This is a genomic window from Bacteriovorax sp. As-1 (assembly GCF_058446905.1).
In genome coordinates this window covers 3,029,754-3,049,739 of sequence record NZ_CP184341.1, presented here as the reverse complement: position 1 = coordinate 3,049,739, position 19,986 = coordinate 3,029,754, and the positions used below count along the sequence as shown (strand labels likewise).

The window sequence follows — 19,986 nt, the reverse complement described above, 5'->3', positions numbered from 1 at the left end:
CAAAAAGAGAAATGAAAACAAAGACCAATTTATTTGCTCAGGTACAAAAGAATCTTATTGCTACAAGTCTTCTAACTTCTTAGAATAGAAGAATAACTAGAAATTTGATCCACCATGGATGGTGATTTGAAAGCTTTATTAATGTTGTTCAAAATTAACATGATGTTAAAACAAATATGAAAAAATTTAATTTCAATTTTAAGTTCTTAGATCGCTTCAAAAAGTCTAAACAAGATCAGGAAGAGTTTCTTGAAGAACTAACGGATCAAACAGACTCCGAGTACGGCCAGGAAGACGACGAATCTCCTGTTAAATTCACTGAGATGCGCAGAGACGGACAAGAATCCGAAGCGATCTCTGCAGACGAATCCTATACTGATGAAAACCCTGAAGTTTTTGCAGAAAAAACTCTCAGCAGTTACAACCTCAATAAATTTAGAGAGGAAAACCAGCATCTGGTGAATGACTATAGTGAATCAGATAAAACTGATCACAATATGAGCTTTGAAGAAATGGAAATGGACCCGCCTGAAAAGCCGGAGTCTGTCGGCCGCTTTAAGTTTAAATTCCCTAAGTTTGGTGCCGGAAGTGGCGAGCGAATCAGAGAGAGATTCTCTGGTGCTTCTCCAATGAAAAGTATCGCTAAGTTCAGCTGGAATGATTTCATTTTAAAACTTTTCTCTCCTTACACTCGTGGAAAAATCCACGGTGTATTTATCATTCTTCTGGTGGTCACTTTCACTTATTTAATTGGTAAAACGGCTGCGCTTTTTATCGGCCGCGGAACTCCGATGGTTTCAACGGTAAAAGGCAATATCAGCATGCCGATTGAAAAATCTGACACTACTCTTCAAGACATCAATCGCATTTCTTCAACAAACCTTTTTAACGTTAAAGAAAGCGATAAGGCCTCTGATAAAGGTCCAAAGATCGACATCGCCAGCATTGTCTGTACAGATGCTGAACGCCCTACTTCTGAGCCGCTAAAACTTCTGGATACAATTGTTCTTCAGGATTCAGTGAAGTCTGTAGCTTCAGTTCAAGTTCGTGGATCAAGTGAGCTGGTAAACGTAAGAGAAGGCGAACAACTAAACAATGCTGTTGAAGTTTCAAGAATCAACCGCATGAAAATCATCTTAAAGAACCTGACAACAGGTGAATGTGAATACATTGCCAGTGAGGAGGAAGATGCACCGATAATGCCTCCGATGAAAATCGTTTCACCGAAAGTTGGCCAAAAAATGTTTAAGAGCCTTAACCCAAGCATTAGAAACGTGGGGAACTCTTTTAAAATTAAGCGCGCTTTCAGAGACAATATGATCAGTAATATGAGTGAAGTTCTGACACAAGCAAAAGCTGTGCAGATCACTAACCCGGACGGATCACTGGCATTTAAGATGACAGAAGTTGTTCCAGGGTCAATCTACTCTCAGCTTAACATCCAAAACGATGACGTCATCACGTCAATCAATGGAAAGAAAATTGAAAATCTCAATGAACTTATGACTCTTCTTGGACGAATCAAAGAAATTGACCAGTTCCAGATCGGCCTTAAGAGAAATGGAATGAACGAAACATTAGAATACGGGTTTGAATAAAAATATTTAATTTGGACGTTTAAATGAAAAAAAATGTTAATCTCTCAAAAGTCTTAACCGCGTCTCTCCTACTTACCACAGTGGGGCTATCGCCTGAAGTAAGAGCACAGTTTGACAAATTTAAGAGCAAAACAAAATTCAACCGCCCAAGTGGAGCGGCCAACGCTAAAAAAGGTGTGAACACTCCTTCTGATATCTCTATCCCGGATACAGGAAAATCAGCAAGCTCATTACTGGATACTTCGCCACAGGATACGACCAATTTTGCTCCAGGTGATGATGAAGGCGGCGACGAAATGGCCGATGAAGGGTCTGATTCATTTGAAGAAAGCTCTCGTGGTGGAAGCGGCTCATCTGATACTTTTGGAAGAAAAAGAACAGGATCTGCTAGCCCGACAAAAACAGATAAAAAGTACGTTAACTTAAACCCTGAAACAGCTTTCGGTCCTGAAGTTGTAACGAGCTTCGACTTCCCGAACGTTTCGATTCTGGATTTAACAAAACACATGCAAAAACTTACAGGATTAAACCTGATCCTGGATAAAGACATTAAAGGAAAGATCTCGATCTCTTCACCTACTCCCATTACTATTGGAGATGCCTGGAAAGCCTACCTTCAGGCCCTATCAATTAACGGGTACTCACTGGTAAAGTCGGGTGCTTTTTACACGATCGTTAACAACCGCGATATCAGATACTCTCCAACGACGATGTACACGGGGACATACACTCCGAATACTGAGAACTACGTTATGCAGATTATCCCTCTTAAGTATGTTAACTCAAGAGAGGTCGCAAACTCATTTCGTCCGTTCATGTCTCGTTACGGAAGAATCATTGAAATCAAGCAAACCAACACGGTTATCGTTCAGGAAACTGGAACGCACATCAACCGTCTGATGAAGCTTATTAAGTTCATCGATATCCCAGGGCACGAAGAGTCGCTACAAATTATTAAGGTAAGAAACTCATCAGCTCAAGAGATCGCGACCCTACTGGATAAAATTTTAAAGAACGGTTCGGGTGCAAGTGGAGTTCCAAGAACAAACACAGTCGCTTCATCTGGTTCAACTTCTCAATCAAATATCTCTCGCATCATTGCTGAGCCAAGAACGAACTCAATTATCGCTATGGCAAACTCTGATGGAGCACGCGAGCTTCGTGGATTGATTGAAAAACTAGACGTAAAAGTCGTTGCAGCAGGCTCTGGACAAATCCACGTTTACTACCTGAACTACGGTGACTCTGAAGCTCTGGCAAAAACTCTTTCATCTCTAGTTGGAAATGCTCCAAGATCAGGAGCTGCAGGTGGATTAACTCGTTTTACTTCGCCAACAAGTGGAACAGCAACAACAGCGACTCTCTTTAACAGCGAAGTAAAAATCACTTCAGATAAAGAAAATAACGCGCTTGTCGTAACAGCATCTCCTACTGACTATGAAACTGTAAAAACGGTTATTGCTCAGCTAGATATCCCACGCGATCAGGTTTATGTTGAAGGTCTAATGATGGAAACTCAGGTTTCCAGAGGACAAGGATTCGGGATTAGCTTAATTGGTGCTTATGGTTCTGGTGGATCTCAAAAAGCTGGATACGGTAACACAAACGACCTTCTCTCTCTTATGACAAACAACATCACTAACCTTTCAGGACTTTTCGTTGGTGGTGGTATCGGAAGAAAAGTAGATTTAAAGACACCAACTGGAGATACAATCCAGGTTAACTCGGTTAACGGTCTAATCACTGCGATTGCAACAAACGCAGGAACAAACGTTCTCGCTACTCCACAGATCCTGACAATGGATAACGTTGAAGGGGCATTTGAGTCTGGGGAAGAAGTACCGACAACTGAAACAACAAGTGCAACGAATGGTTCAACAACTAATTCGATTAAAATGCAAAAAGTTTCACTTAACTTAAAAATCACTCCGCAAATCAACAAAGTGACAAGATTTGTGAAGCTTAAAATCGACCAAAAGATCGTCGACTTCTCTGGAAGACAAGTTAACTCGACTCAAGGTGGAGTTGGGACAGTTATCAGAGCATTCAACACGACAGTGGTTGTGCGCGATAAAGACACAATCGCCATGGGTGGTTTAATGCGCGACAAAGAAACGAATACAACGAGCAAGGTTCCTCTACTGGGAGACATCCCGGTTCTAGGATGGTTATTTAAAAACACGACGAAGTCGGTTGAAAAAGTTAACCTGCTCTTCTTTATGACGCCAAAAATCCTGGCTTCGTATGAAAAAACAAATGCTGAAAACGTCAAAGACCTGCTTAACCGCCGTCAGTCTCACTTAAAAAATATGGTGGGAGACGACGACGCCTTCTCAACTACGGTTAAAGGACTTTACGACAAAGCTAAAAAACAAGGTGAAGGTCCTCTGTACGACACAAGTGAAACTGAAAAGTACAAAGACAGAAATGAAGCGATTGGTGTAGACGCAACAGAAGGAAACGTTCCTGACTATCAGGAAATTATCCAGAAGGCAGAAAACAAGCCGGCGGGAACGACTGATCCGGTGACATCAGTACAGTAATTACATTTTTTAAGGAAGTATCAGTGAAAATATCCGATCACATGATGGAAAAAGTTGAAGGCCAGAAAGAAAAAATCGGCCAGCTCCTTTTGAAACATACATCGCTCACCGACGCCCAGCTGGAAGAGGCCCTGGAGATTCAACACGAATCAGGAATGCTTCTGGGCGAAATTCTTTTAAAGAAGAATTACATCAACCCTCACGATATCATTAAAGTGATCTGCCACCAGGTGGACATTCCTTATTTAAATGAACTAAAGCTTGAAGAAATCGACCCTAACCTGACATTAAACATCAGCATCAACTACGCTAAGACTCACGAAGTCCTGCCAATCTTAGAAACGGAGTACTCTATCACTCTCCTGGTGACAGACCCGTTTAACTTTGATGCGATCAATGACATTCAGGAAATTTTTAAGAAAGAAGTTAAGTTGGTTGTCGCGAGCCCCCTTAAAGTTCAGGATGCCATCAACCGCATCTATGAGAGAGCAAACCGTAACGTGGTCGACTCTATCGAAGGTGAATTCGACGAGAACCTGGATTTAGACGGACCTATCGATATCCTTGAAGCTGGAGCTGATGAAGCACCAGTTATCCGTTTCGTTAACTCGATCATCTTCCGAGCGATTAAAGAGCGCGCCTCAGATATTCACATTGAGCCTTACGAAAAAGAAGTCGTCTACCGCTTCCGTATCAACCGAGTCATGAGAGAGATTCTGCGCCAGCCGATTAAAACTCAAGCAGCAGTAACCTCTCGTCTGAAAGTTATGACTAAGTCGATGGACATCGCTGAAAAGCGCCTTCCTCAGGATGGTCGTATTAAAATCAAAATGGCCGGAAAGGACATCGATATTCGTGTAAGTGTTGTTCCTATTCAAAACGGTGAACGTATCGTAATGAGGGTTCTAGAGAAATCAAACAACATTCTGACACTTGAAAACCTTGGCTTCCACGGACAAAACCTAAAAGCTCTTGATGAGCTTTCAAAAAGAAAGCACGGAGTTGTTTACGTATCAGGACCAACTGGTCACGGTAAAACGACAACACTCTTTGCGATGTTAGACCGTATCAATACACCAGATAAAATGATCATCACGGTTGAAGACCCGGTGGAATACGAGCTGCAGGGGATTTCACAAATCCAGGTTAACCACAAAATTGACCTGACTTTTGCCCGCGCACTACGCTCTATTCTTCGTCAAAACCCGGACGTTATCATGGTGGGAGAAACCCGCGACTTGGAAACGGCAGAGATGGCGATTCAAGCTTCATTAACGGGTCACTTTGTTCTTTCTACTATTCACACCAACGACGCTTCGTCTGCTCCTAACCGACTTATCGATATGGGAGTTCAGCCGTTCTTAATTGCCTCTTCTCTTGCAGGAGTCTTAGCGCAAAGACTAATTCGTACTCTATGCAACGACTGTAAGGAAGCCTACGCTCCTTCTGATTACGACTTCCAGATGCTGGATGTTCACTCAATGCCAAAAGAAGCGACACTATACAAACCTAAAGGATGTCCGAAGTGTAATTATCTTGGCTATGCAGGGATGACAGTTGTATCAGAACTTCTTATTATGACGGATGACATTCGCCCGCTGGTTTTAAAGAAGGCCGATGCCAATACGGTAAAAAAGATGGCGATGAAAAACGGAATGAAATCTCTTCGTCAGGATGCTTTGGAAAAAGTTTTCAAAGGTATTACTTCGGTTGAAGAAATGGTTCGCGCAATCAATGAAGAAGATGAGGAATCACAACACTAATGGCGATTTATAATTATAAAGGGATGGATAAATCTGGCAGCGAAGTCAAAGGGACAGTGAATGTCGAAGGACTAAACGCAGCTAAGGCACGCATTCGCAGCATGGGAATCATGCTGATTGAAATCAATGAACAAACTTCCGGTTCAGTAAAAAAGAATGCAGGGATTACCTTCGGAAATGCCGTCTCTATTAATGACCTCGCCCTTATGACCAGACAGCTGGCCACTCTCCTTCGCGCCAAGATTCAAGTCGTAGAAGCTTTCAGCGCCCTGGTTGACCAAACAGACAACCCAAGTTTAAAAATCACTCTTTCTGAAATCAGACAAAAAGTTAACGAAGGGTCTTCACTTGCTAAAGCTCTTGGAGATTACCCGAAGATCTTTGATAACGTCTACGTCAACATGGTCGATGCCGGAGAAGCTTCGGGGACGCTGGAAGTTGTACTTTTAAAACTGGCCGACTTTACCGAAGGCCAAGTAAAGCTAAGAAATAAAATTAAAGGTGCTATGACCTATCCTATGATCATGATGGGTGCCGGTGGCGCCATGATCGGGATTATCTTCATTTTCGTTATCCCAAAAATTACTAAAATTTTCGTGTCGATGAAAAAAGAACTTCCGCTACAAACTAAACTTTGTATCTGGTTTTCTAATTTCCTGATCAATTACTGGTGGCTGGTTATCCTGGGAATCATCGGTGGATGGATCGCCTTTAAAAAGTATGTCGCCACAGAAAACGGAAAGGCGAAGTATGATGGATTGATGCTGAAGCTTCCGGTGATCAGCGAAATTGTCACCATGGTTAACGTCAGCCGTTTCTGTTCGACACTTGCCACACTACTTCAGTCAGGTGTTCCGATTCTAGTCTCAATGAAGATTGTTTCCAACTTGATTTCCAACGTCCATATGAAAAAAGCAATTGAAGAGTCTCGCCTTAGCGTCTCCGAAGGAGCTTCTCTCACTGGTCCACTCGTTCGCTCAGAGCTTTTTCCACCCATGGTTACCCATATGATTAAACTGGGAGAAAAATCAGGTGAACTAGAGCCCATGCTTCAAATCGTTGCAGAAAACTACGAAGATCAGGTAAATTCAAAACTTGCTGGACTAACATCTATCCTAGAACCTATAATGATGGTAGCAATGGGACTTGTAGTAGCATTTATTATCTTTTCGGTAGTAGTGCCACTTATTGATCTCAACAATGTTGGTAGATAAAAACAAACACAAACCCTGATAACTTATTTTCTCTTTTTTGGAGTCCGAATGGAAAATACGTCTTTTACTAAAGCTCTTGCCCAGAATCAAAGAGGTTTCTCTTTGATTGAAATCCTTATTGCCCTAACACTACTAGCGATCGCTGGCACGTTTGTTGTTGGTAAATTCAACGACACACTTATTGAAGGTAAAATCAAAGCTGCAAAAATTCAGATGAGCAATCTTGATGCACGCTTAAAAGAATTCAGAAGAAAATGTAGTTTTTATCCAACGACAGAACAAGGTCTGGAAGCACTTATTTCAAAACCAACAGGTGGCCGTGAGTGTAAGGACTACCCTGCTAACGGATTTATCGAAGGTGATGGTATTCCAAAGGATCCTTGGGAAAATGATTACATTTACGAGTCTGATGGAAAAACATACAACATCTACTCTTACGGAGACGATGGTGAAGCTGGTGGTGAAGGCAATGATGCTGACATCTACTTAAGAGCACCAAAAGGTGGAGCTGCTGCCTCTGGTGGTGGAGAAACTGGCGGTGAGGCTGCTCCAGCGGAATAAACTTATTCAATCAAAACTTCTAAAATCTAACCAAGGCTTCACGGTCATCGAAATCCTGATAGCCTTGGTTTTGATCACTCTCGTTCTGGCCATGGCCCTCTCGAACCCCTTCTCTACGACCCAAGACTTAAGTCAAGAAAGCGACAATCTCGAGCGTGCAGTTCGTTTTATGAGCGATGAAGCCGTTCTTAGAAACTCGGTTGTTCGTCTGCATTTTATGCTGGATAAAGCGCCTCAGGAATACGCTGTTGAATACGGCCCGAGCTCTTCTTTTGTTCTACCGCCTGAACCTGAGTATGAGTCAACTTCTCAAAGCAAAGAAGAACAGGAAAAGGAAGCTAAAAAAATCAAAGAAACCAATATGCAGTTTAACAAGGTTCAGGAATTCCAAGATTCCAACAAAGAACTACCAGATGGTGTTAAGATATTGGGTATAGGCAATGGAAGCTCGGAGAAATTTAAGAGCACAGGTGATGTCTCCATCTACACCTTCCCTACCGGGGAAAAAGACGATGCCATCATTATCCTGGCCAATGATGAAAATGTGATTTCACTGGAAGTGAACCCATTTAATCAAAAGATTGAAAAGAAGACCCATAAACTGGAAAATATTTCAAACCGCGAGATCGACGATCTGCAAGCGGCAAAGGCAAAAGAAATTTTTGAGACATGGCTAAAAGAAAGATAAGGACTAACCTTCTTGGCAACCACTCAGGCTTCACGTTAATTGAAGTTATGATCGCTATTGCCATTTTTGCTGTGTTTGCTTCGGCCTTCGTCACCGGTTTTGGCTACAATCTGCTGGATTCTGGAAAACTAAAAGAAGACATTCTTCTCAAAGATTTTTGCGAAAATAAAATCAACGAAATTATCACCAATCCTCCGGCCTTCTCCGATTCTTTGACTGTCACGAAAGAAACAAAGGATGTTGAAAACAACGCCAATTACCAGACGATTGTTGAGTATAAAAAGTTCTTTGTGCCTGACATGTCCAAAATCGCTTCTTCAGCAGAAACTGATCAGTCTGAAGAAGAGAGTCAGGAAAAACAACTGGAAAAAAGAATTTTTACTGTCTTTAAAGAAAATATGGAAAAGATGATCTGGCAGGTTGAAGTAACTGTGAAGAATAAAGCTTCAGGTGAAACTTACAAACTTGATGCCTGGCTTATGAACCAAAATGCGGATGTGACGATTGGAACATTCTAAAAGAGATTCACAACTCTGCAACAATCAAGGCTTCACTCTTTTTGAAGTCATGATTGCTATTACCATTCTCTCGATGGTTTCATTTGCAACTTATAAAATGATCGATACCAACACTGAAACCAAAGACCGTGTTATCAAGGAAGACCGCCAGACAGTTCAGAGCTTAACGGCCATCGGACGCCTCGACAGTGATATCTCGCAAATCTACAATCCGCTTTTTTCCAATTCTAAAGTTGTCCCAACAGCGAGCAACTCAGCGGATGTTTACGCCGACACCAACACCAATGCCAACGGGGCTTTCGATGGAAGAACCAACAATGGTTCACTCATCCCGCAGTTTAAATCAGAAGAAAAATCGAGCATCATCTTCCTGACACAGGCCAACCGCAGAAAGTTTTCCGACGCAAAAGAGTCGCGTTTTGCCTGGGTAAAGTACAGCCTGCGCGCCATGGAGCCTGACCCGGATAATCCAGATGATAAGGTCTCGGGCCTCTACGAAGTTGTTCGTCAAACGATTGTCACAGATATCTACAACTCCACTCAAGACTGGTCGAAACCAAAGTTTCAGGTCGTGATGGATAAAGTTAAAGACTTAGAATTTTCATTTTGGGATGAGAGAACAAAGAAATACACGACCTCTCTTCAGGAGCTAAATGAAAATAAAAATCTTATCCGCTCACTAAAAGTCAGCGTGACATGGATTGATGAAGACAAAAACGAACAAAAGCTGGAAAAAACTTTCCGCGTGCTGAACCCTTATTTCAACACTAAACAAGATGACATCAAAACCGGGGCCCTTGGAGGCACAGGTGCAGATGGCTCTCAACAAAGCGGCGGTTTTGCTGGCGGACAAGGCACGGGCGCTGATCAACCGGGGGATGAAGATGAAAATTAAACCCGGTTTTCTAAAAGCAACACTTAAAAACGAACGCGGAATCGCCCTAATGTTAGTTTTAGGGGTTATTGCTATTTTAACTTTCCTTCTGGCCGACTTTACGTTTGAAACTAAACTCAACAAAATTAAAATTTATAACCAGCAAGATAAAATCCAGGCGCGCCTTAATGCCGAGTCAGGACTTAACTTTGCGATGGGAAAACTGCGCCTTTATCAGGTGGGAAGAAATAAACTGGAAAAAGAAGAGAGTCTAAAAAGTGCTTTCCCTACTTCCGACTTAGAAAATATTATTATTCAACCCTTCGTCTACCCTATCCCGGAACCAAAGGGTGCAGGGATCATTCAAAAAACGGCACTGGAAGAATTTAATAAGAAAACACTTTTTAGAGGTGAAGTCTCAGTGACTTTCACCAAGATTGCCGGCTTCTTAAATCCAAATGGCCTGCGTTTAAAACCAACCACTAACAAATCAGCACAAGACCAAGACGCTGCGGCCGGGGGTTCTGGTGATCTAGATGGCGGAAGCTCTGGAGATTCAGGAAGCTCTGATGATGAAGACGGTAAAAAAACAAAAAATGAGAAGGCCGACGTTATTATCGAAAAAAAGTTAGTAGAGACTCTGCAAAGGTTGATTAAAGATAAAAGTGATACAGATGAAGAGTTCCACGCGAAGTACTCTAACGTTGATCCGGCCTATTTAATTAAAGAATTAAAATTCTACGTTAATGACTCTTCAAAATTCCAGGACAGCCAAAGGCCTGAAGTTGAAGCGAAATTCAACCAAAAGAACATCACTCCAAAACATGCTCCACTGGCCTCTATTGATGAGCTGTACTTGCTCCCTTCGTGGGATGATGCCATCGTCGATTTAATTAAAGACCGCATGAGCGTTCATGAAGTCAGCGTGATTGCCATCAACGAATTAACTATCGAAGACCTGAAAATCCTTTTCCCGGGAATCAACAATATCCAGATTGAAGAATTCTTCAAATACCGTGACGGTGATGAGGATAAAAAGATTAAAGGTAAAAAGTTTAAAAACGCTGAAGACTTTAAAAACGTTATTGTCGGGACCCTTAATATTGTCTCAGACACGGACTATAACGAGCGCATGAGCGAACTCAAGCAGGCCGGGCTAACCATTGATACGGCCGGAAAACTTTATAAAGTTAACAGCCGCGGTTCATACAACAACGCTGTTTATAATATTGTGGCCTACGTAGACCTTCCGGTTAAGCCTCAACCGGCAAAGCAAAAAAAGCCCAACGAACCCGCGGACCCGGGTGGTGATGGCAACCCTCCTCCTGCCGATCAGGGCCAGGGGCAAGATCAAGGATCAGGCGGCGGGGATAAAAAAGATGAAAAGCCTCAGCCTGTTGAACTGCTTCTTCCACGCGTAATTGAAATGCGACTGGAATAGTCGGAGAACCTTTTTTCCCTTATAATTTCCTATGCTTCATTGGGCTTTGCCCTTAAACTTAAGCTATGAACATATTGGCCATTGATATCGGTGCCTATTCAGTCAAGTTTATTGAAGTTAGGCCTGAGCGCAAAAATTATGTGTTGGTTGAAAAACAAGAAATCATTCTTGAAGAAGTCAAGCCACATTATCCCAACATCACAAATCTTTCTGATTTGCAGAGAGAAATTATCACGAATTATATTCAGAAAAAACCAAATGATATCAGAATCATTCTGCAGATGCCGAATGAGATGCTGACGACGAGATACCTTGAGATCCCGGGGACATCAAAAAGAAAAACAGAGCAGATCATTCCGTTTCAGCTGGAAGAAAACCTTCCCTACTCGCTAAATAATGCTCACTTCAGCTCGCGCATCAATAAAAAGAGCAACAGCTTTTCTGTTTTAAGTAACATTACTCAATTCAATGTCTTCAAAGATTTTTTTGGCTACTTCGAAACAAAAGAAGCTCAGCCCTCTATCGTGACAAGTGAAGTTTCAGTTATGCAGGCCTATGTGGACCACATCCGCATGAATGATACTTGTTGTATCATTGACCTGGGACATAAGACGACAAAGGTTTACTTCGTTCAAAATCGCGAGATCGTTTCGAACCACACTTCTTACGTGGCCGGAAATGCGATTAACGAAGTCATCGCTAAAACGTATCAGATCTCGCTTGAAAATGCGATTATCTACAAACATGAAAACGCTTTCATGCTCAACGATGAACAACTGGAAGAAGTTTCTCCTGAACAAAAAGGGTTCGCCCTTTTAATGAAGCAGGTCTTCAATCCTCTGATCCTCGATTTAAAAAGATGGGAAATCGGTCACCGTGTAAAATTTGGTTCGAGCATCGACAAGTTTTATATCTTTGGTGGAACGAGCAGCATCAACAACATCGATAACTTTATCTATTACCACACTGGAATCCCGGTGGAGACACTGCCTCCTCTTCTGGATTTAAAGAATGATTACACCGCCCATGATAAAAACTTTTATCTGGCAAAGATGATGGCCATCTCACAAAAAGTTCCATCAAGTATCATCAATTTCCTGACAGGAAAGTTCCAGACTGCTTCTAACGCTTTTATCTCGGTTCACTCTGCCGTCTTTATCTGGGTAAGAACGACTTTCATCGCTCTACTTTTGATCCTGGGTCTGGCGGGTGAAAGATTTATTTTCCTGCAAAAACAAAACGCTGATGCTGACAAAAAAATCAAGGCCCTGCTTAACCGCGGGAATCTGGCCCTCTCAGCTCCTGATAGAAAAGCGTATGAGAAGAATCCTAATCGTATATTGAATATTCTTAAGAGAAAAAATAAGATCGTTAAAGATGAAGTTTCCTCTATTCTCTCTTCTCAATCAGTCAATGCTCTAAGACCTCTGGCCCTTTTGAGTAAAACGATTAACAACAATCCAAAAGTGAGTCTTGAAAAATTCACCAGCGACGGGTTTGAAGTTAAGGCGGTTTTCTCTTCTGTTGAACCAGTTGAACTTGAAAACATGGAAAAAGTCCTAAAGGGCTCAGGTCTTCCTGGACTCGTCGTCAACTACAAGCCTGGACAGGCCACTCTGGAACTCCAGTTTGAGGATAAATAGTCATGGAAAAATCATCTAATCTTTTTATTAAAATTGATGAGTTTATTTTTCAGAAACTCGACAGTCTAAAGAGCGAAGGTGTGTTCCAGAAGTTTAACGACGCTCTGGCAAACCTGGATGAAGACCAGCAAAAAATCGTTGCACAGGTAACGACGTTCACCTTTATTATTATTCCTTTTATCTTTGTTGCTGTTTTATGGTGGGGAAATTCTCAGTCGAAAAAGGCCATTGAAACCAAAAAACAAATCATGGATCAAATCGCACTATTTGAGGGGAACAAAAATACCCTGAGTAACATCAGTGGCAACTATCTTGCCCCTTCTTCAATCATGGGCCAGGATGATTTAGACAACAGAATGAGAAACATCCTTTCTCAAAGCTCAATTGACCAGTCAAAAGTGAATATTTCAAACTTCACTCAAAACTCGATTTCTTCAAGTATCAATAAAACGGAAGCGGAACTTGTGTTCCAGGGATTTGGGACTAATGACTTCTCAAATTTCATGCGCGCTTTAGTGGATCAGGAAAGATTTAAAATTTTAAAAATTAATCTGAATAAAAACAATGAAACGAACCTGCTTCAAGGAACAATTTCCCTGATGCATATGGGTCCCAATCTTAATCAATAATGAAGAAGAAAAGAATTCAGTATAACGAACTTAACGAAGAAATCTACACGCCCAAATACTGGACGAAGGCAAGACTCATCGTCATCGGTTTCATTCTGCTGTTTCTTGGTTTCATAGTGAATTTCTCACTGGAGGAAAGAGTTAATAAATTTCTTCAAACGAAACTAGGCCAAAACCCTTCATGCCCTATTCAATTTGAAAAAGTAGAACTCTCTTACCTGCTTCCTAAAGTCGTGATGAGAAAGCCAGTGATCCTTGGTGCTTGTTTTGGCCAGTACAACAACCGCCTTGAGTTCCAGGATATCAAAGTGGCCTTTCACTCTCCTAGTTTCTACCCTGTAGGTTTAAGACTTCATGTCGAGGCCAGAAGTGGGCAATCATACATTAACCTTTACCCGGTTCTTTCAATCTTCTCGCAAAGCGTGAAGATCGAAAAAACTCGTGTCGACACTCAGCTTTTTGCACCAATGACTGAAGCTAATCTATCACCAATTGCCGGAACCTTAAGTATCGAAGGCTTCTTTGAATTTAAATCGGGAACTCTTCACGATGGTGAAGTGGATATTGTTTCACGCAACTTCTCTCTTCCTTCTCAAAACATCAAAGGGTTCGAGCTGACTCAAATCAACCTGGAAACCTTGAATATCTCGGCGCACTTTCAGGATGCCAACAACATTTCAATCGACCGAATTCAAATTGGTAAAAATAACGCTCCTGTTGAACTAAATCTAAAAGGCAAGGTCAAAGTTAACGAAGCAGACTTCATGGGATCGATGCTTAATCTAAGCGGGAACATGAAACTTACCAACTATATCCTGACGAACTTCGCCTTCTTAAAACTATTCTTGCCTGAGTCAAATACCAGTGGTAATTATCAATTAAAGGTCAATGGACCTCTTAGAAACCCTGGTGCTCCTCAAATCCTGTAAAACGTATGCAGACACAACAGCTCGAAAAAATGCTCGCTCATCACTTAGCGGGTAACCTACCTCACCACGCCATTAAAGACGTTTATGAATACGCTGTGCTTCCTGGTGGAAAACTTTTTCGTCCACATTTGGTCTGGTCCGTTTTTTCTGATTTAAACCCGGAAGGGTTTCTGGCCTCAAAAGAAAACTTAAATTCTAACCATGCTAAACTCTCTTCTGGCGTGGAATTTCACCATACGTACACTTTGCTTCACGATGACCTGCCGGCGATGGATAATGACCTCACAAGACGTGGAAAGCCGTGCACGCATATCGCTTACGGTGAATGGCAGGCCCTGCTTGCTGGAGATGGCCTTTTAAATATTTCTTATCAACTGCTTTCAAAAATCAATCACCCGAGATCTCAGGACCTCTTTAAGTTTTTTAGCTGGGCACTTGGCCCAAAGGGATTGATTCACGGCCAGGTTTTAGATCTTTCTCATGAAATGACAAAATCTTTTGCCAATACTCTTCGCACTCACGAACTAAAGACGGCCCGCCTGATTCAGGTGGCGATTCTTGGAAGTGCGCTTATCTCTCTTTCAAAAAAAGACGCAAAAAAAGAAAAAGCTCTCTGGAGATACTCAAGACTTCTGGGTGTAAACTTTCAGCTTATTGACGACCTTTCTGAGCTTGCAGAAAGTGAACTCTCTCAGCATGAGCTGGATGTAAATCCATGGCTTCGTTTCGGCAATGAAAGCCTTCAGGAGACGTCTCGCGGTCTTTCTGAGTTCGCTCGCCTCTCGGGTGAATTAAAATTAAACAATACAGATAAAATCGTGGCAGATTACTACGCTAAAATGCTTTCGATTATTGAACCGAACCTAAAAACAATCAATGGTCACTTAAAAGGGAAACTGGATCTAGCTCCAGTGATTCTTATGATGAAGACCTTCAGTAATGTGTAGAATCTCTTGAAGTTTTGACTTAGCGGCCATCAACTTTTGGAAATCAGATTCAATCAACACTCTTTTAGTCATTGAAGGGATCGCAGTTTCGCGAATAACTTCTTTTTGCGATGTTCTTTCTGGATAGGCAGGAGCTTCCGGGATCATGTCGTTTGCCAGGAATTCATCTTCATGAAGAGCTTCATCGTCTTCGAATGAAAAGTTATCGGCAAAACTTGCTTCAACAAGAGACTCGCGAGGCATAAGAATTTTCATCTCTGCCTTCGCGCGCTCAATTGTCATTTTATCTTCGAATAGTAATTTTTTGATGAGAAGAATCGCTTCGATATCGCGATGTTCGTAAAGCTTTTGTCCTGATGAAGAAGTCATTGGAGCAATCTCTGTGAACTCTGACTCCCAAAAACGTAAAACATAAGATTTTACACCAGTGAGCGCACAAACTTCATTGATCTTGAAGGAAGATTTGTTGGGAATTTCAATTGGTCCAAACATTAATTATCCTCTGCCCTATTCTTCAGAACAACGACTAATCGTTGTCTTCGTCCTCAGGTGAAAAGTCCATATCGTCATCACCATCATCAGTGTTCGACATGAATGAGCTTAGAGCTCTTGCCGTTCCTTCTTTCGGAGGAAGTGACTTATTTTCATTTCCTTTTTCATCCAGACGGTGAGCATATCTCATTGTGACATCTTCTTTAAGCACTTGTGAAGGCTTAAAAGTCAAAACTCTTCTTGCAGAGATATCCATTGCTTCACCTGTTTGCGGGTTACGCCCTACACGTGTTGCCTTGTCTCTGATGGAAAAATTTCCAAAACCAGATATCTTTACCTTCTCTCCTTTTGAGAGAGTATCTTTGATTACTTTAAATACGAGATCAACTAAATCCGCTGCTTCTTTCTTCGAGAAACCAGCTTCTTTATACACTCGTTCAACGATGTCGGCCTTCGTGAGACTCATTATCTTCCTCCATGAAAATTATGTGCGCCATAAACCATATATTAGCAGGTTAACTTAGAAGGTCATTTTTTTCTATAAAAAAATTCAAGGTTTTACGTTTAATCGAGCTACAAGCTCAACTATTTGCGCTTAACTTTCTTTTTTCCTGACTCTTTTTCAATTTTTTTCTGCTGATTGGCCTTCTCAGTGTCTCTTTGCTTCATCCAGGCCGTAAGCTTCTCGTCCACTTCGCGAAGTTCTTCGATAAGTTTCTTTTCAACCAGGGTCTTTGACTTAGCAATTTTGTCAAATTCTTTAAGAGAGGCCGAATCATCCTTCACCATGAGCTGACGTTTTTCAACTTCTTCTTTGGTCATACGGTAGATCGGCATGTCGGCCAGGTACTCAGCAAACGTGAATTTCTTTTTATCAAGATACTCAACGTAAGATTTTCTGTTGGTCGACTTCGTCGCTACTTCGTATTCTTTTTCTTTGATAAAGCGGATGATTTCGTTGTTTTGACGGATTTTCTTTTCAAGATCCTCCACCATTAATTCATAACGGCGCTTAACAACTTCAAGTCTCTTTGCTCCGAAGATCTCGATGATTTCTTCTGGTGCATTGAAGATTCTTACTCCGCGCTCAGAAATAAGCGTGTAGTTTGGAACCAGAGTTGAAGATGTCGACATTCTCTTAATAACGTCTTCAAGTTTTGGCTGTTGACCTTTTTTGAAAACAAGCTCGATCTTAATGTCGTTATTAACTGAAGAGTCGATAAAGTCTTTGATATAATCTTCATCAATGAACTTAGTTAAATAACGGTACACTTTCGTAGCATCATACCCACGAGGAAGCTCAGTGATGTAGATTGAACCGTGAATTTCTTCGAATTTCATTCCGAAAACAAGACGGCCTTTTTCATCAACTTCAATTTTGTTTTTATAAGTGTGAACGTAACTCTTAAGCTTTTTTGCTTTCCCTGTCTCAATGTACTGGATAATTGAGTTTACCAGGTCTGAGTGGTGAAAGCTTGGGATAACAGATGAGAAACCTGTCCCGATTCCTTCCGCTCCGTTCATAAGCATGATTGGAAGTTTTGGAAGAAGACAAACCGGCTCCATAACTTTTTCATCGTAGTTTGGAACCATGTCGACCTGGTTCATGTCATCAAATAACAAAAACTCAGTCATTTTTCCAAGTTTACATTCGATATAACGTGAAGCTGCCGGAGCAGTTTCCATTCTTTCACCGAAGTACCCTTTTTTATCAATCAATGGATAGTTGTTTGAGAAGGTATAGTCCTGGGCCATGTTAACGATGGCCGATTCAACTGAAGCAGGTCCGTGCGGGTGCAGGGTTAATACTAACCCGGTTGCACTGGAAACTTTCATCAGTCCTTTTGATTGGTTTTTCCACAGAGTGAAAAGAATTCTGCGTTGACCTGGCTTTAACCCATCTTGCAGGTATGGGATCGCACGATCCATCAACGTATAGATTTGGTAATTTCTATATTCTTCTTTTACAACTTCAGTAAGTGATACTGAATCCAGAGCGTGAAGATATCTTTCTTCCATTGTGCTTTAATCCTTTCTTTCTATTTTTTCTTTTTAGTCGCTTTTTGTACTGGTTTTGCTTTAGCTGTTGTCTTTGTAGCTTTCGGGGTCGCTTTTTGAGTTCCCTTAGCAGCAGCTTTTTTAGCAGGAGCTTCATCTGCAGCGATGGCCCCAGTAGACTCTGCATCCAGTAGAAGTTCTTTTCTTAAATTTGTATCTTTACCAAAACAAATATCCAGTGTTTGTTTTGCAGAATCCATGTCATCAACACTGATTTTTGTAAACTCATCACGGCTTAGTGTGTACTTGAAGGCTTCAGGAGACATCTCTCCGAGTCCCTTGTTTCTTTGGATTTCTTTAATTTTCGTCCCTGATTTTTTAAGTTTCTCTAACTGCTCATCGCTTTCTACGAAAAGCGTTTCTTTGTCAGTGATAACCTCAAAAAGTGGAGCTTTAGCGAACTGGATTGCTCCTTGTTCGTAAAGTTCCGGCCAGAAAGTGAAGAAGAAGTTAACTAAAAGCGTGTTGATGTGACCACCATCCACGTCCGAGTCCGCAAGGAAGACGATTTTAGAATAACGAAGGTTTTGAGCATCAGCTTTTTGCCCGATTGTAAGTCCAATCGATGCCATGATGTCCATGAATTCCTGGTTATTGATTACATCGTTAATAGATGCTTGCATTACGTTCATCGGTTTCCCTTTAAGCGCAATACCACCCTGGTAAAGTTTATTTCTTGCAGAACGAAGTCCACCAATCGCCGAGTCCCCTTCACAGATGAAAAGTGTACATAGGTGACGGTCTTTTCTCTCGTTTGCATCAAGGAGTTTTTCAACTCTTTGTTTCTTAGCTTTTTTCCCTTTTAGAGAAGCGTCTTTTAGTTCCTGGAATCTGTGGCGCGATTTTGCACGCTCAACTACCAACTCTAAGAATTCCTTATTTTTTCTAAGGAATTTCTCGAGATTGTCTCCCATGAAATGTTCAATCCCTTTTTCAAGGTTTAAGTCGCGAACAAGTTTTCTCTTTGTTTGCGATTCAAAACGCGGGTTCGGCATGGTGATTCCCATGACGAAAGTCATCCCTGTAAGAACGTCGTTATCAACGACAGAAATCTTCTCTTTTTTAGCTGCGCGCTCGATTTTTTCCTTAACAGTGTTAATGAAAATTCTCTTTACGCGGTCGTGGTGGAATCCACCGTCAAAAGTAGGTGTAGAGTTGACGAAAGAAATGAATTTTTCGCGCTCTTCTGACTTTTTATCAAGGGTCACAGACAGGTGGAAATCGATTTTCCCCTTCACTTTTTTCCCTTTTGCGTTTTCTGTTTCGTAAATGTACGCCTCTTCACCCACTAACTGGGCAGAAGCTGCATCAATTCTTTGAGCAAGCTCAAAAAGTCCCTTTTTAAACTGGTATTTTTCCCCGTTAAAATAGAACGTCAGCCCCGGGTTATTGTAGGCAAGATCGATGATGCGTTTTCTAAGTAAATCCTCAGAAATTTCGTTGTTTTTATAAACTTCTTTTGAAAGTGTCAGCGTAACAGAGACACCTGAAGCTCCTTTGAAAGGCTTTGGTTTTGTCTTTTTTGTCTGAAGGGCACCGTTAGTGAATTCCCACGTCTGCTCTTGCTTAGAATTGTAGTGTTTTACCGTCGCCACAAACACGTCAGAAGTTAGACAAGTTGCCGCAGCTCCAAGGCCGTTTTGCCCTAGAGTTCTATATAAAAATCCCTTCTCATCTGTCTCTTCGTCCTTGAACTTAGATCCAGTCCTGAACTCCGTGTAAACTTGAGGCACTTTATCGATCGGAAAACCGATTCCGTTATCCGTGATAGTGACCGTCTTTTTGTCAGGAGAAAGCGTCGTGTGAATTTCAGTAACGTGACCGCGGTAATACTCGTCGATACTGTTATCTAAAATCTCTTCAACGGCCTTTGATTTTGCCTGGTGAAATTTAATAGTCTTAAATTCGATGCCATTTGGCTTATAAATATAGGCATCTAGGTCTTCAACATCGTTACTTCCAAAAACAAGCGTCACGCGATTACGTACGTGCCAACGCTGATCCTTGCTCTCAATTAAGGCGTCTTTTGTATTACCTTTACGGGTAACTGGGCCTACACTACTCATTATGCATCCTTTTCAATCTCTA

At 41.5% G+C, this 19,986-nt stretch carries 17 protein-coding genes; 13 read left to right on the top strand and 4 right to left on the bottom strand.

What is annotated here, in order from left to right:
• The first annotated feature begins 176 nt into the window (after nt 1–176).
• The 13 genes from ACN20O_RS15545 to ACN20O_RS15485 all read left to right on the top strand — a co-directional run bounded on the left by ACN20O_RS15545 (nt 177) and on the right by ACN20O_RS15485 (nt 15,348).
• Nucleotides 177–1,598 carry a PDZ domain-containing protein gene (locus tag ACN20O_RS15545; RefSeq protein WP_491634875.1) on the top strand — a complete coding sequence of 474 codons (1,422 nt, stop codon included), beginning with the start codon at nt 177–179 and terminating at the stop codon, nt 1,596–1,598.
• A 23-nt stretch (nt 1,599–1,621) separates the two neighbouring features.
• Complete coding sequence (gene gspD, locus ACN20O_RS15540; RefSeq protein WP_491634873.1) at nt 1,622–4,141, top strand: type II secretion system secretin GspD; 2,520 nt, start codon at nt 1,622–1,624, stop codon at nt 4,139–4,141.
• A 23-nt stretch (nt 4,142–4,164) separates the two neighbouring features.
• A complete protein-coding gene (gspE, locus tag ACN20O_RS15535) occupies nt 4,165–5,904 on the top strand; it encodes a type II secretion system ATPase GspE (protein WP_491634871.1) in 1,740 nt (579 codons plus the stop codon).
• Nucleotides 5,904–7,118, top strand: coding sequence for a type II secretion system inner membrane protein GspF (gene gspF, locus ACN20O_RS15530; RefSeq protein WP_491634869.1), 1,215 nt, complete (start codon nt 5,904–5,906; stop codon nt 7,116–7,118). Before gspE ends, gspF begins: the two co-directional genes overlap by 1 nt.
• A 48-nt stretch (nt 7,119–7,166) precedes the next feature.
• Nucleotides 7,167–7,679 carry a type II secretion system major pseudopilin GspG gene (gene gspG, locus ACN20O_RS15525; RefSeq protein ID WP_491634867.1) on the top strand — a complete coding sequence of 171 codons (513 nt, stop codon included), beginning with the start codon at nt 7,167–7,169 and terminating at the stop codon, nt 7,677–7,679.
• A complete protein-coding gene (locus ACN20O_RS15520; protein ID WP_491634865.1) occupies nt 7,621–8,367 on the top strand; it encodes a pilus assembly FimT family protein in 747 nt (248 codons plus the stop codon). Before gspG ends, ACN20O_RS15520 begins: the two co-directional genes overlap by 59 nt.
• A complete protein-coding gene (locus ACN20O_RS15515; protein ID WP_491634863.1) occupies nt 8,349–8,885 on the top strand; it encodes a type IV pilus modification PilV family protein in 537 nt (178 codons plus the stop codon). The genes ACN20O_RS15520 and ACN20O_RS15515 overlap by 19 nt, the downstream gene beginning before the upstream one ends.
• Nucleotides 8,872–9,780 carry a prepilin-type N-terminal cleavage/methylation domain-containing protein gene (locus ACN20O_RS15510; protein ID WP_491634861.1) on the top strand — a complete coding sequence of 303 codons (909 nt, stop codon included), beginning with the start codon at nt 8,872–8,874 and terminating at the stop codon, nt 9,778–9,780. Before ACN20O_RS15515 ends, ACN20O_RS15510 begins: the two co-directional genes overlap by 14 nt.
• Nucleotides 9,770–11,200, top strand: a complete 1,431-nt coding sequence (locus ACN20O_RS15505; protein ID WP_491634859.1) for a hypothetical protein — start codon at nt 9,770–9,772, stop codon at nt 11,198–11,200. Before ACN20O_RS15510 ends, ACN20O_RS15505 begins: the two co-directional genes overlap by 11 nt.
• Nucleotides 11,201–11,265: 65 nt before the next feature.
• Nucleotides 11,266–12,843, top strand: a complete 1,578-nt coding sequence (locus ACN20O_RS15500) for a type II secretion system protein GspL (RefSeq protein ID WP_491634857.1) — start codon at nt 11,266–11,268, stop codon at nt 12,841–12,843.
• Nucleotides 12,844–12,845: 2 nt separating this feature from the next.
• Nucleotides 12,846–13,472 (top strand): hypothetical protein, encoded by a 627-nt coding sequence (locus tag ACN20O_RS15495; protein ID WP_491634855.1) that lies wholly within the window; start codon nt 12,846–12,848, stop codon nt 13,470–13,472.
• A complete protein-coding gene (locus tag ACN20O_RS15490) occupies nt 13,472–14,401 on the top strand; it encodes a hypothetical protein (RefSeq protein ID WP_491634853.1) in 930 nt (309 codons plus the stop codon). The genes ACN20O_RS15495 and ACN20O_RS15490 overlap by 1 nt, the downstream gene beginning before the upstream one ends.
• Before the next feature lie 5 nt (nt 14,402–14,406).
• Complete coding sequence (locus ACN20O_RS15485) at nt 14,407–15,348, top strand: polyprenyl synthetase family protein (protein WP_491634851.1); 942 nt, start codon at nt 14,407–14,409, stop codon at nt 15,346–15,348.
• On the opposite strand, the gene ACN20O_RS15480 is transcribed toward ACN20O_RS15485, so the two are convergent.
• The 4 genes from ACN20O_RS15480 to ACN20O_RS15465 form a co-directional block, all read right to left on the bottom strand.
• The gene (locus tag ACN20O_RS15480; RefSeq protein ID WP_491634849.1) at nt 15,304–15,840 is read right to left on the bottom strand and encodes a MerR family transcriptional regulator; all 537 of its coding nucleotides are present in this window, start codon (nt 15,838–15,840) and stop codon (nt 15,304–15,306) included. The genes ACN20O_RS15485 and ACN20O_RS15480 overlap by 45 nt on opposite strands.
• A 34-nt stretch (nt 15,841–15,874) precedes the next feature.
• Nucleotides 15,875–16,306: an integration host factor subunit alpha gene (locus ACN20O_RS15475; RefSeq protein ID WP_102243248.1), complete on the bottom strand. Its 432-nt coding sequence runs from the start codon at nt 16,304–16,306 to the stop codon at nt 15,875–15,877.
• Between the two features lie 119 nt (nt 16,307–16,425).
• Nucleotides 16,426–17,859: a DNA gyrase subunit A gene (locus tag ACN20O_RS15470; protein WP_491634847.1), complete on the bottom strand. Its 1,434-nt coding sequence runs from the start codon at nt 17,857–17,859 to the stop codon at nt 16,426–16,428.
• 20 nt (nt 17,860–17,879) lie between these two features.
• The gene (locus tag ACN20O_RS15465) at nt 17,880–19,964 is read right to left on the bottom strand and encodes a toprim domain-containing protein (RefSeq protein ID WP_491634845.1); all 2,085 of its coding nucleotides are present in this window, start codon (nt 19,962–19,964) and stop codon (nt 17,880–17,882) included.
• Nucleotides 19,965–19,986 lie beyond the last annotated feature (22 nt).